The sequence below is a fragment of the Flavobacterium sp. genome, from assembly GCF_027484205.1.
In the GTDB taxonomy this organism is placed as follows: Bacteria; Bacteroidota; Bacteroidia; order Flavobacteriales; family Flavobacteriaceae; genus Flavobacterium.
This window is the reverse complement of sequence record NZ_JAIXUB010000019.1, coordinates 34,763-48,486: the sequence shown is the minus strand read 5'-3', so window position 1 is coordinate 48,486 and position 13,724 is coordinate 34,763. Positions and strand designations below refer to the sequence as shown.

Annotated in this window: 13 protein-coding genes and 1 pseudogene; 10 read left to right on the top strand and 4 right to left on the bottom strand. The window is 29.9% G+C overall.

Annotated features, from left to right (window positions below; all coding sequences use genetic code 11):
• The first annotated feature begins 3 nt into the window (after positions 1 to 3).
• The 10 genes from Q0049_RS09135 to Q0049_RS09090 all read left to right on the top strand — a co-directional run bounded on the left by Q0049_RS09135 (position 4) and on the right by Q0049_RS09090 (position 9,387).
• On the top strand, positions 4 to 1,020 hold the full coding sequence (locus tag Q0049_RS09135) for a PDDEXK nuclease domain-containing protein (RefSeq protein WP_298118989.1): 1,017 nt from the start codon (positions 4 to 6) through the stop codon (positions 1,018 to 1,020).
• Between the two features lie 418 nt (positions 1,021 to 1,438).
• Positions 1,439 to 2,329 carry a 3-hydroxyacyl-CoA dehydrogenase NAD-binding domain-containing protein gene (locus tag Q0049_RS09130; RefSeq protein WP_298118988.1) on the top strand — a complete coding sequence of 297 codons (891 nt, stop codon included), beginning with the start codon at positions 1,439 to 1,441 and terminating at the stop codon, positions 2,327 to 2,329.
• 80 nt (positions 2,330 to 2,409) lie between these two features.
• A complete protein-coding gene (locus Q0049_RS09125) occupies positions 2,410 to 3,642 on the top strand; it encodes a DUF1015 domain-containing protein (RefSeq protein WP_298118986.1) in 1,233 nt (410 codons plus the stop codon).
• 159 nt (positions 3,643 to 3,801) lie between these two features.
• Complete coding sequence (locus Q0049_RS09120) at positions 3,802 to 4,284, top strand: hypothetical protein (protein WP_298118983.1); 483 nt, start codon at positions 3,802 to 3,804, stop codon at positions 4,282 to 4,284.
• Positions 4,275 to 4,949 (top strand): YggS family pyridoxal phosphate-dependent enzyme, encoded by a 675-nt coding sequence (locus tag Q0049_RS09115; RefSeq protein ID WP_298118982.1) that lies wholly within the window; start codon positions 4,275 to 4,277, stop codon positions 4,947 to 4,949. Before Q0049_RS09120 ends, Q0049_RS09115 begins: the two co-directional genes overlap by 10 nt.
• A 59-nt stretch (positions 4,950 to 5,008) precedes the next feature.
• On the top strand, positions 5,009 to 6,370 hold the full coding sequence (locus tag Q0049_RS09110) for an exonuclease domain-containing protein (protein WP_298118981.1): 1,362 nt from the start codon (positions 5,009 to 5,011) through the stop codon (positions 6,368 to 6,370).
• A 46-nt stretch (positions 6,371 to 6,416) separates the two neighbouring features.
• Positions 6,417 to 7,346 carry a tRNA (adenosine(37)-N6)-dimethylallyltransferase MiaA gene (gene miaA, locus Q0049_RS09105; RefSeq protein ID WP_298118980.1) on the top strand — a complete coding sequence of 310 codons (930 nt, stop codon included), beginning with the start codon at positions 6,417 to 6,419 and terminating at the stop codon, positions 7,344 to 7,346.
• 69 nt (positions 7,347 to 7,415) lie between these two features.
• Positions 7,416 to 8,054 carry a hypothetical protein gene (locus Q0049_RS09100; RefSeq protein ID WP_298118978.1) on the top strand — a complete coding sequence of 213 codons (639 nt, stop codon included), beginning with the start codon at positions 7,416 to 7,418 and terminating at the stop codon, positions 8,052 to 8,054.
• The gene (locus Q0049_RS09095; RefSeq protein WP_298118976.1) at positions 8,054 to 8,653 is read left to right on the top strand and encodes a hypothetical protein; all 600 of its coding nucleotides are present in this window, start codon (positions 8,054 to 8,056) and stop codon (positions 8,651 to 8,653) included. Before Q0049_RS09100 ends, Q0049_RS09095 begins: the two co-directional genes overlap by 1 nt.
• A 2-nt stretch (positions 8,654 to 8,655) precedes the next feature.
• Positions 8,656 to 9,387, top strand: a complete 732-nt coding sequence (locus Q0049_RS09090; protein WP_298118974.1) for an acyl-ACP thioesterase domain-containing protein — start codon at positions 8,656 to 8,658, stop codon at positions 9,385 to 9,387.
• A gap of 239 nt (positions 9,388 to 9,626) precedes the next feature.
• On the opposite strand, the gene Q0049_RS09085 is transcribed toward Q0049_RS09090, so the two are convergent.
• The 4 genes and pseudogenes from Q0049_RS09085 to Q0049_RS09070 form a co-directional block, all read right to left on the bottom strand.
• On the bottom strand, positions 9,627 to 10,331 hold the full coding sequence (locus Q0049_RS09085; protein WP_298118972.1) for a response regulator transcription factor: 705 nt from the start codon (positions 10,329 to 10,331) through the stop codon (positions 9,627 to 9,629).
• Between the two features lie 6 nt (positions 10,332 to 10,337).
• Positions 10,338 to 11,921 carry a HAMP domain-containing sensor histidine kinase gene (locus tag Q0049_RS09080; protein WP_298118970.1) on the bottom strand — a complete coding sequence of 528 codons (1,584 nt, stop codon included), beginning with the start codon at positions 11,919 to 11,921 and terminating at the stop codon, positions 10,338 to 10,340.
• A gap of 74 nt (positions 11,922 to 11,995) precedes the next feature.
• Entirely contained in the window at positions 11,996 to 12,568 is a 573-nt protein-coding gene (gene coaE / locus Q0049_RS09075; RefSeq protein ID WP_298119199.1) for a dephospho-CoA kinase, read from the bottom strand.
• 150 nt (positions 12,569 to 12,718) lie between these two features.
• Positions 12,719 to 13,711: pseudogene (locus Q0049_RS09070) on the bottom strand (glycosyltransferase family 2 protein); the annotation flags it as partial.
• Between the last annotated feature and the right edge of the window lie 13 nt (positions 13,712 to 13,724).

The following is a 13,724-nucleotide window of genomic DNA, read 5'->3' as shown; positions in this document are numbered from 1 at the left end:
AAAATGAAGCTTTCCCAAAACCTAATATATGAAATAAAATCTTTAATAGCTAAAGCTAAAGAAGGTGCAATTCGTTCGGTAGATCATCATCGGACGGTCATGTATTGGCATATTGGCGAAAGAATTTTTAATGAAGAACAAGAAGGAAAAGACCGAGCTGATTATGGCAATTATTTAATAAAATATTTATCCGAACAATTGCAACCTGAGTATGGGAGCGGATTTTCTTATCGTCAATTAGAATTGATGCGTCAGTTTTATAGAACATTTCCAATTGCGAACTCACTGCGTTCGCAATTGAGTTGGACACATTACAGATTATTATTACGCATTGATAATGAAGACAAAAGAGAATATTACATTGCAGAAACAGTAAAAAATAATTGGTCTGTTCGTCAAATGGAACGACAAATAAATAGTCAATTATTTGAACGATTGTTGTTGAGTAATGATAAAAAAAGTGTTTTGGCAATCGCTAGAAGTGAAGTTATCCCTACCAATCCCAATGAAATTATAAAGGATCCTTTAATTCTAGAATTTTTAGGATTAAAACGTGAGAGTGCTTACTACGAAAAAGATTTTGAACAGGCAATTATCACAAATCTGCAAGATTTTCTTTTAGAACTTGGAAACGGATTTTCATTTGTTGCAAGACAAAAAAGAATTCATTTAGATGGAGATGAGTTTTTTATAGATTTAGTTTTTTACAATCGATTGTTACAATGTTTCGTTTTATTTGAAATTAAAACACATAAGCTAACACACGAAGATTTAGGTCAACTTCAAATGTATGTAAACTATTATGACCGAGTTGAAAAAGTGGCTCACGAGAAACCAACAATTGGTATTTTACTCTGCGCCGATAAAAATGATGCAGTAGTAAAATATTCATTACCAGAAAACAACAATTCGATTTTAGCAAGTCAATACCAATTATACCTTCCTACAGAAGAACAATTATTGACGGAAATTAGACGAGAAATAGAAATTTTAAATATTCAAAATACTAATGATTTATAATTTTTAATATGACAAGAAAAGAATTTATATTGACTTCTATTCATAAAATTGGAAGAATAACTAAGATTATTTTATTCCTTTTAGTGATTAGTTCTCTAATTTATTTTTTGAAAAATAGTCTATTTGATGAAAACAGTAATGAAAGACAAATTTCTGTATTGTGTCTAATCATCTTCGGAATGATATCTTTAATATGGTTTATAAAATATTTTTTACTTACCATTTGGAATACTTTTCCTAAAAAATTTAAATCAATTATTAATCAATTATTTAAATTTTTAGAATACCTCAGTATCCCATTTTTACTTTACATATTCTATAGAAATTGGGAAGAAAATAAATTTATTATTCTAATATTTGGGATATTTTTTCTTTTTTCTTATTCAAATAAATTTTTTAAACAAACTAAACTAATATAATGAAAACAATAGCTGTAATTGGCGCAGGAACGATGGGTAACGGAATTGCTCACACCTTTGCACAAAGCGGTTTTACCGTAAAATTGATTGACAAATCGGAAGTAACAATTGCAAAAGCAATAGCAACCATAGCTTCCAACCTTGACCGAATGGTTACTAAAGGAACGATTACCGAAGAAGACAAACACAAAACTATCGGAAATATAATTACCTATACCGACATAAAAGATGGCGTGGTTGGAACGGATTTAGTGGTTGAAGCTGCAACTGAAAATGTAGCATTAAAACTAAATATTTTTAAGCAATTGAGTGAAATTTGCGACCATAATGTGATTTTGGCAACTAATACTTCATCCATTTCAATAACTCAAATTGCAGCACAAGTTGTTCATCCTGAGCGTGTCATCGGAATGCATTTTATGAATCCGGTTCCAATTATGAAATTGGTTGAAATCATTCGTGGTTATTCAACATCTGATGAAGTGACTAAAATTATTATGGATTTATCGGAAAAACTAGGAAAAACGCCAACAGAAGTAAACGATTATCCTGGATTTGTAGCCAACAGAATTTTAATGCCAATGATTAACGAATCTATCGAAACGTTATATAATGGCGTTGCTGGAGTTTCTGAAATCGATACGGTTATGAAACTTGGAATGGCACATCCAATGGGACCATTGCAACTAGCAGATTTTATTGGACTTGACGTTTGTCTTTCCATCTTAAACGTAATGTATGATGGTTTCAAAAATCCAAAATATGCTCCTTGCCCACTTTTAGTAAATATGGTAATGGCTGGAAAACTCGGAGTAAAATCTGGTGAAGGTTTTTATGATTACAGCGAAAGTAAAAAAGCAGAGAAAATTGCAAAGCAATTTTCTAAGTAAAGAGTAAAAAGTGATTAGTAAATAGTTTTTTGCTAATAACTATTCACTAATCACTATTCACTAATCACTATTCACTCAAAATGAGCAAAATAATCCCTTTCAAAGCCGTTCGTCCAACTCCAGATAAAGTCGCGTTGGTCACGTGTCGTAATTATGATGACTATTCGCCTGCAGAATTGGCTTCGTGGTTGGATTTCAATCCGTATTCGTTTTTACATGTGATTAATCCTGCCTATGTGCATTCGCAAAAAATTACGTTGGACAAACGTTTCAAAGGTGTCGCTCATAAATATCAAGATTTCAAAAACGATGGAGTTTTTCTTGAAGATGAAAAAGCGGCTTTCTTTTTGTATGAAATTCAGACGAAAAGTCAATCGTTTACTGGAATTGTATGCGGAACTTCGATTGATGATTACAAAAATAATATCATCAAAAAACACGAAGACACTTTACAGTATCGTGTTGAATTATTCAAAGATTATTTGCATCAAACGGGTTTTAACACCGAACCAGTTTTGATAACTTATCCCGATAAATCAGAAATTAATAATTGGATTGCTGAGAAGAAAAAAGAACAACCCATTTATCATTTTGCCACAACCAACAAAGAAAAACATACACTTTGGAAAATAGATTCTGATACAGAAATAACTTGGTTAGAAAAACAATTTGAAAATATTCCTGAGTTATATATTGCTGATGGTCATCATCGCTCTGCTTCTGCAGAACTATTATTTGATGAAAACAATCATTTAGAAAATCAGAATTTGAATTTCTTTATGAGTTTTTTAATTGCCGAAAGTAATGTCAAAATATACGAATTCAACCGAATCATTCGCGATTTGAATGGACATTCAAAAGAAGATTTTATTTTAAAATTATCGGAGCACTTCATCATCAAAACCAAAGAACAAGAACTTTGGAAACCGCAAGGAAAATTTGAATTCGGAATGTATTTAGATGGTGCTTTTTATGCGCTATTTTACAAAGTCAATGACAATGACAATATCAAAAAGCAAAATTCAATATTGTCAAATTTAGATGCGCAAATATTATACGATAAAGTGTTACAACCTATTTTAGGAATTGAAGATTTAAGAAACGACGAACGCATTGAATACATTCCCGGAAAGCAATCTATTTTGACTATAAAAGAATTGGTTGACGAAGGTGAATTTGAAGTAGGATTTATGTTATTTCCAAGTGATATTTCAGAAATCAAAGCATTGGCAGACAACAATTTAATTATGCCTCCAAAATCAACTTATATTGAACCTAAATTTCGTAGTGGCTTAATGGTTTATGAGTTATAAATACGAGGTTTGAGATACGAAGTACGAAGTTCAAGAAATAAACATGATTTTGTCATTTCGACGAAGAAAAAATCTCATTTAAAATTTGAAGGCATGAAAAAAATAATTTTGTTTTTACTATTTACAACATTTTCGTTTTCTCAAAACAAAACATTTACAATGGAACAAATTGACAGTATTTGTCTAAAGTCAAAAAAATACATTGAGCAGAAATTTGAAATAGAAAGGAACGTGAGTGTTAGTCGTAAAAAGAATTTAAAAGTTAAAACTGATGCATTATTAAAAATATATAAAAATTCATATTTAGATACAATAAAAATTGATTCAATGGCAATAGTCGGTCCAGATTATCCTATTCCACAACCTGAAATAATTAAAGCCACTTATGAATATGAGACAATATATAACAAAAAAAGTGTTGAATATGTATTTGTTGAATTATATTATGAAAATAATAAAATTAACGACATAAAGGTTTTAAATACATATTACAATGGTACTTATAGTATTTTTACAAACTTTTCAAGTTTAGAAAAAGATAATGATATCACATATTTCAGTTTTTGTGTAAGCTTTAAAAATTGGATTTATAGTATATCTAAAAAAATAGACAATATTTTTTACGAAAGAAAATGGAAATAATAAAACAAAACCTCCTCAATATACAATCACAACTTCCTAAAAACGTAACACTTGTAGCGGTTTCTAAAACCAAACCTGTTGCCGATTTGATGGAAGCTTACAATGCTGGTCAACGTGTTTTTGGAGAAAATTATGTCCAAGAATTAGTCGAAAAACAACAAGAACTTCCTAAAGATATTCAGTGGCATTTTATTGGTCATTTGCAATCGAGAAAAGTAAAACTTATTGCACCTTTTGTAAATCTAATTCATGGCGTTGATAGTTTGAAATTATTACACGAAATCAACAAAGAAGCTTTAAAAAATAATCGTATTATTGATTGTTTGCTTCAAATATATATTGCTGATGAAGAAACAAAATTTGGATTGGATGAAAAAGAATTGAATGATATTTTATCATCCGAAGAATTCAAAAACCTTAAAAACATCAGAATAATTGGTTTAATGGGAATGGCAACTTTCACAGACAATCAAGACCAAATTAAGAAAGAATTCCAAAACCTAAAAGCAATATTCGACAAAATAAGTAAACTGACAACTGACAACTGCCAACTGAACACTATCTCAATGGGAATGTCTGGCGATTATCAATTAGCAATTGAATGCGGAAGTACGATGGTTCGAATTGGAAGTAGTATCTTTGGGAACAGAAATTATAATAATTAAAGTTGAGATTCCTACGGAATGACAAACTGAAAACTGAAAACTGAACACTGAATACTATTTTGTACTGCATACTCGACATAGAAACCACTGGAGGTCAATTCAACGAAGAAGGAATAACCGAAATCGCCATCTACAAATATGATGGTCACGAAGTCGTGGATCAATTTATCAGTTTGGTCAATCCTGAAAAAGAAATTCAACCGTTTGTGGTTAAGTTAACTGGAATTAATAATGCCATGTTGCGTTCGGCTCCAAAGTTTTATGAAGTTGCTAAACGCATCATCGAAATCACTCAAGATTGTATTGTTGTGGCTCACAATTCTTCATTTGATTACCGAATATTAAGAACCGAATTTACTCGATTAGGTTACGATTTTGTACGTCCAACACTTTGTACCGTTGAATTATCTAAAAAACTAATTCCAGGAATGGAATCCTATAGTTTGGGTAAATTAGTTCGTGCTTTAGGAATTCCTGTGACCGATAGACATAGAGCTAGCGGTGATGCCTTGGCAACCGTTAAATTGTTCAAATTATTATTATCGAAAGATACTGAAAAAGAGATTTTAATTAGTTCTATAAAAGCAGAAATCAAAAGTGGTTTGACTCCAAAATTGCTTGATATTGTTGAAAGTTTACCCTACAAAACTGGCATTTATTACATTCACAATGAAAAAGGTGATTTGGTTTACATTGGAAAAAGTAAAAACATTAAAAAACGTGTCAATCAGCATTTTACGGGCAAAACAAATAAGTGTAAAAAAATTCAACTAGAAGTTTTTGCCGTGACTTATGAAGAAACTGGTAGCGAATTGATTGCGCTTTTGAAAGAAAGTGAAGAAATCAAAATTAACAAACCTATCTACAATCGTGCGCAGCGTAAAAGCATTTTTCAATGGGCTTTGTATGAAGTTTTGGACGATCAAGGTTATTTGAATTTACGCCTACAAAAAGCTGATGGTAGAAAGAAAGAAATTACAGCTTTTACTACAATTCAAGAAGGAAAAAATGCGTTGTTTAGAATTACGGAGAAATATAATTTATGTCAGAAATTGAACGGATTATACGAAACTCAAAATGGATGTTTTCAATATAAAATAAAAGAATGCAACGGCGCATGTTTAGGAATTGAATCACCCGATGAATATAATGAACGTGTTGAAGATTTTATTAATGATATGTCGTTTGAAAATAACAACATGATTATTATTGATAGAGGACGAAGAGTTGATGAGCGCAGTGCGGTTTTGATTGAAAACGGCATTTATAAAGGCTATTGCTTTTATGATTTGAATTACCAAATTACCAATGTTGAAGTATTAAAAAACATTTTAATTCCGATGCAAAATAATCGCGATACACGAACAATTATTCAAGGTTATTTGAGAAAAAATAAGGTGTTGAAGGTTTTGAAGTTTTGAAAAAGAGAAGAGTCCTTCGACAGGCTCAGGATGACAAAAAAAACAAATGAACTACTTAATAACTATCATCGGACCAACAGCAATAGGAAAAACTTCCTTGAGTATTGCATTGGCTCAACATTTTGGTTGTGATATTATTTCGTGTGATAGTCGTCAGTTTTTTAAGGAAATGAAAATTGGTACTGCGGTTCCAAGTGATGAAGAATTAACAAGTGCAATCCATCATTTTATTCAAAATAAATCCATTTTTGAAAATTACACTGTTGGAGATTTTGAAAAAGAAGCCATAGCTAAATTGGACGAATTATTTTTAAAAAGCAATGTTCAAATAATGGTTGGTGGTTCAGGTTTGTATGTAGATGCGGTGTTGAAAGGATTTGATAGTTTTCCCGGAATCGATTCGAATATTCGCGAAGAAGTTCGATTAAATTATGAAACAAAAGGAATCGATTATCTTCAACATCAATTGGAAGAATTAGACTTAGAATATTTCAATTTCATAACAGAAACCAATCCACAAACGTTACAAAATCCGCAAAGAATGATGCGTTTTGTGGAAGTTTGTCTTAGCACAAATAAACCCTATTCATCTTTTTTGAATAAAGAAAAAAACCAAAGAAACTTTACGCCAATTATCATTGGACTAGAAGCTGGAAGAGCCATAATGTATGACAGAATCAACCAACGAGTTGACATAATGATGAATGAAGGTTTACTCGCAGAAGCTGAAAAGTTATATCCAAATAAAAATTTGAATGCTTTGCAAACAGTTGGTTACAGAGAAATATTTGACTATTTTGAAGGAAAGATTACATTAGATGTTGCAGTAGAAGAAATCAAAAAAAACACAAGACGCTTTTCAAAACGTCAAATAACTTGGTTCAAGAGAACGGAAAATGCAATTTGGTTTGACTATTTAACTGATAGAAAAAAGATTATAAATTTCATTGAAAATAATTTAGGCAAGACAGATTAAAGAAAATTAGCTAGAAAAAGGTTAATGACGCAACCTTAGTATACAAATCTCATCTACAAAAAAAAGGAAATGAAAAATATAGTTCTATTAATGATTTTACCGCTATTGTTTTCGTGTGGAAATCCCTATGATGGTGAGACCATTGTAAATTTGAATTTGAAAATTGTTGATGCTAATAGTCAACCCATTCCGAATGTAAAAGCAAATATTGGCGCAGGAAATAATGCTTTTGAAGTTTATGACTACGAAATCTATAAAAAGACTTCTAATTTTGATGGAATTATCAATTTTGATATGTTTATGCCTGTAAATCCTGCAACTTTATATATTGACAATTCCATAACTTATTTACCTGTAACAATTAGCGGATTGAGTGATAGTACTTTTTCAAGTTTAAATTGGGATATTGGAACTATTATGCTTTTTAAACAAGAAGAAATAATACCCTTTAACATAACTATAAACCAAATTACAGCTACAAAAACAATAACTAATATTGAAATTGTTGGAGATCACTATCAAAATGAAATAAAATTAGGTTCAGAGATTTATGAAAGTAATGAACTACAAACTTATTTTTTATTGAAAAAAAATCAGAACTTTATTTTGAAATATGAGTTAGTAAATTCAATAACGAATTTAACCGAAACCATCGAGGAAAATCTATCCATTTCTGATACAGAATATAACTACACACTTACATTTTAATGAAAAAATATATTCTTTATCTTATATTATTTAGCAATTTGGTATTTTCACAAATTTCAAAAAAGAAGGAACCCTTTTTTAATTTTGAACCAAAGCTAAAGGTTTCATTAATTGCACCATTCAATTTTGGGAACAACCACTTTGCAAAAGATTACAGAAATAATTTAGGTTTTGGAATAAACGTTTCACTATTAAGGATAAAAAAATATAGTTTTTCTTTAGGATATGATTTCAAAAGATATACTTCTGAAAACAAAGAAATTATTGGTGATTTTGGCTTTATAAATGCAAGTTCGACTTATTTCCAAACGGAATATATAATAAATTATAACAAAGAAATTCAAATACATCCTTTTGTTGGTTACAGTGGTGTTATTTCAAATTTTAAAGACGAAGAGAAAACCACATTAGCGAAACAAATAGGTAACGAAATTAGAGTTGGATCGGCAATCGATTATAAATTAAATAAAGTGTTTTCTGCTTTTTTTAGTTTTCATTATGCTTACTATTTTAATGATTTGAATGCTTCAACCGAAAATAAAAAATATTTTGGAAAATCTAATATGGTTCAATTTTCTGTTGGACTTGAAATAAATTAACGATGCCAATTTCACCTAACTTCACCTCTATTCTCACCAAAGATTGGGAAATCAATTTCCTGCAATGTTATCCTAATGGCTATTTGAAATATACTGAATTATGTAATTTATTTCAGTTGACTGCTGCAACGCATTCTGAAATTGGTGGTATAAGTTTTAGCGATATGCAAGAATTTCATCAAGCGTGGGTTTTGAGTAAGATGCGCGTTGAGATTAAACGTTTACCAAAATGGAAAGACAAGGTAAAAGTAAAAACTTGGATAAAATCGTTAGAGAATTCACGTTCTACGCGTTGTTTAGAATTGTATCTTGGTGATGAAAAGATTGTGGGTTGCGAAACCTTTTGGGCAGTTTTTAATACCAAAACGCGTCGACCGGAAGCTTTGGCTTTGCCACACGAGCATTTTGAAAAATATCCAAACGCTGATGCAACAGCGAAAAGTTATGCTAAAATCGATTTACAGCAGGAATTTGAAATAGTTGCTGAACGAACTGTTTTACTATCAGATTTAGATATTGTAAATCATGCAAATAGTGTGAAATATTTAGAATGGTGTTTGGATTATGTAGATTCAAAAAAGCTTTTGAAACAAGAATTGACTGCATTTGAAATGAATTATTTAAAAGAAGTTTCACTGAATGAAGTCATTTCAATTGGAACTAATAAAAACGTTTTTACAGTAAGTAAAGATGGGAAAGTTTGTTTTGGATTAGAACTGGAACTGGAAAACTAAAGTTCGATTTATAGCTGAAACCCTAGCCCTGATTGAAATGAAAATCCTTTTGTTAAAGAAGTCTATTTTTTTCTTGCTGTAAAAGAGCGACCTCAGAAGCTCCTTTTATGGCTTAGAAAAAATGACTTGTTTACAAAAGATTGAAATGTAGAGCAGGAATTAGCTAATAAAAAGAGTCTTCGACAAGCTCAGACTGACAGTTAAATAAAAAAAGCCCCAATTTCTTGGAGCTTTATTACTTATTTTTTTACGACTAATCTAAATCCTTCACCGTGAATGTTTAAGATTTCAACACCTGGATCGTCTTTTAGATATTTTCTTAGTTTAGCAATGTAAACGTCCATACTTCTTGATGTGAAGTAGTTATCATCTCTCCAAATTTTAGTTAATGCTAATTCTCTTGGCATTAAATCTTCTACATAAAGTGCTAACATTTTTAGCAATTCGTTTTCTTTTGGAGATAATTTTATTGGCTCATTACCCGGAAAAGTTAAGAAACGTAGTTTAGAATTCAAGTGGAATTTACCAATTTGGAACTCAAACTGAACATTTTCTGCTTTAGTTTCGGAAGATTTTCTTTGCATGATGGCTTTAATTTTCATCAACAACACTTCAGAATCGAAAGGCTTGTTAAGATAATCGTCTGCTCCTACTTTATATCCTTTCAATACGTCTTCTTTCATGGTTTTTGCCGTTAAGAACACGATAGGCACTTCTTTATTTTTTTCACGGATTTCTTTAGCTAAAGTATATCCATCTTTGTAAGGCATCATTACGTCAAGAATACACAAATCGTAAGTGTCTTTTTTGAATTTTTCAAAACCTTCCATACCATTTTTAGCTAGAACAACTTCAAAATCATTTAGCATTAAATAGTCTTTTAGAATCGCTCCAAAATTTTGATCGTCTTCAACTAATAGTATTTTTTTATTTTCTTTTTCCATAACTTTTTAATTTATCAATGGTAATTTTATTGTAAATGTGCTTCCTTTTCCTTTTTCACTTTCAACGAATATTTGGCCGTTGTGGTCTTCAACAATCCTTTTTACGTAGGCTAATCCTAATCCGTGACCTTTAACATTATGAATATCTCCGGTATGCTCACGATAGAATTTTTCAAATATTCTTTTTTGAGCTGTTTTGCTCATTCCTGTTCCTCTGTCTTGTACTTTAATAAGAATAAACTCCTTAAAATTTTCCGTGTATATATCTATAACGGGCGCATCAGGAGAATATTTTATAGCATTGTCTAAAATATTAACAATTACATTAGTGAAATGAACATCGTTTAACAAAACTGTTGTTCTTTTAGCTTCAAAATGTGATGTTATTTTTCCTCCTCTATCTTCAATTATTAAATTAACGTGATCAATTGCGTCTTCTATAATCTGCTGAATATCATTTGATTCTTTAGAAATATCTAATTCTTTTTTCTCCAATTTAGAAATTCTAAGAACATTTTCAACTTGGGCATGCATTCTTTTATTTTCGTCTCTAATCATTTGCAGATAACGAAATATTTTTTCTTTATCGTCAATGACTTTTGGGTTTTTTATGGCATCAAGAGCAAGATTTATGGTTGCAATTGGCGTTTTAAACTCGTGTGTCATATTGTTGATGAAATCTGTTTTTATCTCAGAAATCTGTCTTTGCTTAATTAATTGATGTAATGCATTAGCGTAGGCAATAATTATAATTAATGTAAAAATTATTGATAGCAAAGTGATTCCAACAATTTCTCTAAATAAAAATTTCTTTTTCTGTGGAAATGAAACCCACAATTGATATTTTGTATTTTGTTCGTTATCAATAAATAACGGAATGGAATAGGATTCGTATTTATTAAATCGGAAATGTTCCGACTTGATTTTTGTTGCTAAACCATTGCTATATACATTGAATTCAAAAGGTGTATTTACACCATATTCTTTTAATTCGCTTGAAAGTAATTTATTAAGTTCTTCTTTTGAAACTCTCTCCTGAATTGGTGTTACAGAAGCAATATCTTTATAAAAAATTTCAAATTGTGCATTCTCAAGACTTTCAACATAACCTTCCTTTTTTATAGTTATGTCTGGTGTAATTTTATTTTGAATTGCTGTATTATCGAAACCATTATTATTGAAAATCTCAGTCTTTCTATTTGCTCTGAATGATTTTACTTTTACAGAATCTGATTTTTTATCAAAGAACGTCGAAAACACATCATAATCTTCGGCAATAATACTGTTAGAATAAATTATTGTTTCTTTTGTTTTAGCATTCCTTTGATAGTAACCATATTCGAGTAAATCATCCTTTTGAGGATTTTTTCCAATACTATCTTTTACTCTGTTGTATCTATTGCTAAAGGAATAGAATTCTTTTTGCTTAAGTTTATCAGAAACATTTCCTAAGACTTGTTTTACATGAAACTTGAATTCATCTTCACTCTTTTCAAGAGAAGTATTGAACCAATAAACTTGAATCAAAATTATCCCTAACAAGGATAAACTCATTAAAAAAACTAATAGGCGAAAAACAAACTTATTCATCACAACAAAATTAGCATTTTAACATTTATAGTGTTAATGTATTAACCAAACATTAACATTGAAGATAAATATTATTAATTTTTCAACGAATTAAGGATTTCGTCGACTTTTTGCTTAGTATTGTCAAAATTTTCATTGTTTATAACATAATTACTTCGCTCAATTCGTTCTTCATCAGAAAGTTGATTGTTAATTCTTTGTAGAATTTTTTCTCTAGTAGTCGTATCTCTTTTAATTACTCGACTGATTCTTGTTTCTAAAGGCGCAACTACAGAAATGATTACATCACAATCTTTATAGCTTCCACTTTCAAACAGAATTGCAGTCTCTTTAACTATTATTGATTGGTTCTTATTGCTTAAAACCCAATTATCGAAATGTTCTTTTACGGCAGGATGAACAATAGCATTTAGTTTTTTTAATTGATCAGGATTGTTAAAAACAATAGCTGCTAATTTTTCTCTGTCTAATAAATTATTTGTCCCAATAACATCTATACCAAACTCTTTAACGATTTTAGAAATAATTTCAGGAAAGTCCATAACTCTTTTAGCTTCAACATCAGAGATATATACAGGAATTCCTTTTGATTGCATATAATTTGCAACAGTTGTTTTTCCACTTCCAATTCCGCCTGTTAAACCAATAATTTTTGTCTTTTTTTCAATTGGTTCAACAATTTTTGCAATTGGTTTTACAACTTTTTCGATAGTTTTTTCTACTGCTTCATGAATTGGGATATGCTGTTTTTTTGGAAGAATTATAGTTTCTTCTTTAACTTCATTACCTTCATTAGTTTTAAAAAATAATTCAGGAAAGGCTTGCTTAGGTTGCTTTCTTAAAAGATTAATTTTAAAAAATGATTCTAAAAACCCTAATCCATATCCTATAAATTGTTTCCAAACTGCAATTATAGATAATAATCCAATTAAAGGATTTTTATTTTGAATACTTGAAACAATAAATATTATCAGGAAATAAAGGAAATATAGTTTTAAAAACCAATCAAATAAAAAGAATAATGCTGCAAAAGAAATAAATATTCCAATTACGAATATCGACGGAAACCAATACGTTATTTTTTTATATTCAGGATACCAATGATTTAAAATTGGTCTTGCTTTTCCAAATTTTGATACTTGAACACTAAATTTATCCCAATCTATTCTTCTTTTATGATATACAAAAGCATTTACAAAGAGTCTTGTATCGAAACCTAATTTCCATAATCTAATTGATAAATCCGGATCTTCACCAGGATGAATATTTCCAAAACCGTTAGATGCTTCGAATGCTTTTTTAGAAATTCCCATATTGAAACTTCTTGGCTGAAACTTATCAATTTTTTCAGAACCACCGCGAATTCCTCCAGTAGTTAAAAAAGAAGTCATTGCAAAATTAATTGCTTTTTGAATATTCGAAAAAGACTTTAAAGCTTTATCTGGTCCACCAAAACAATCCACATAAGCTAATTTTAATTCTTTTTCAACTTCAGATAAATATTGACTTGGAATAATACAATCTGAATCAAAGATTAAAAAATAATCTCCTTTTGCTTTTTTCATCCCAAAATTTCTTGAATCACCTGGTCCAGAATTTGTTTTAAAATAATAGGAAATAGAAAGTTTATCAACGAATGATTTTACTACTTCTTGACAAGTTATCGATGAACCATCTTCGACAATAACTATTTCATAATCTTTCTTATAATTTGATAGGACAAGACTATCTAATAGTTCTTTAATTTCGTCAGGTCTATTATATACTGGAATAATGATTGAAAAAAACATATCAATTCTTTTT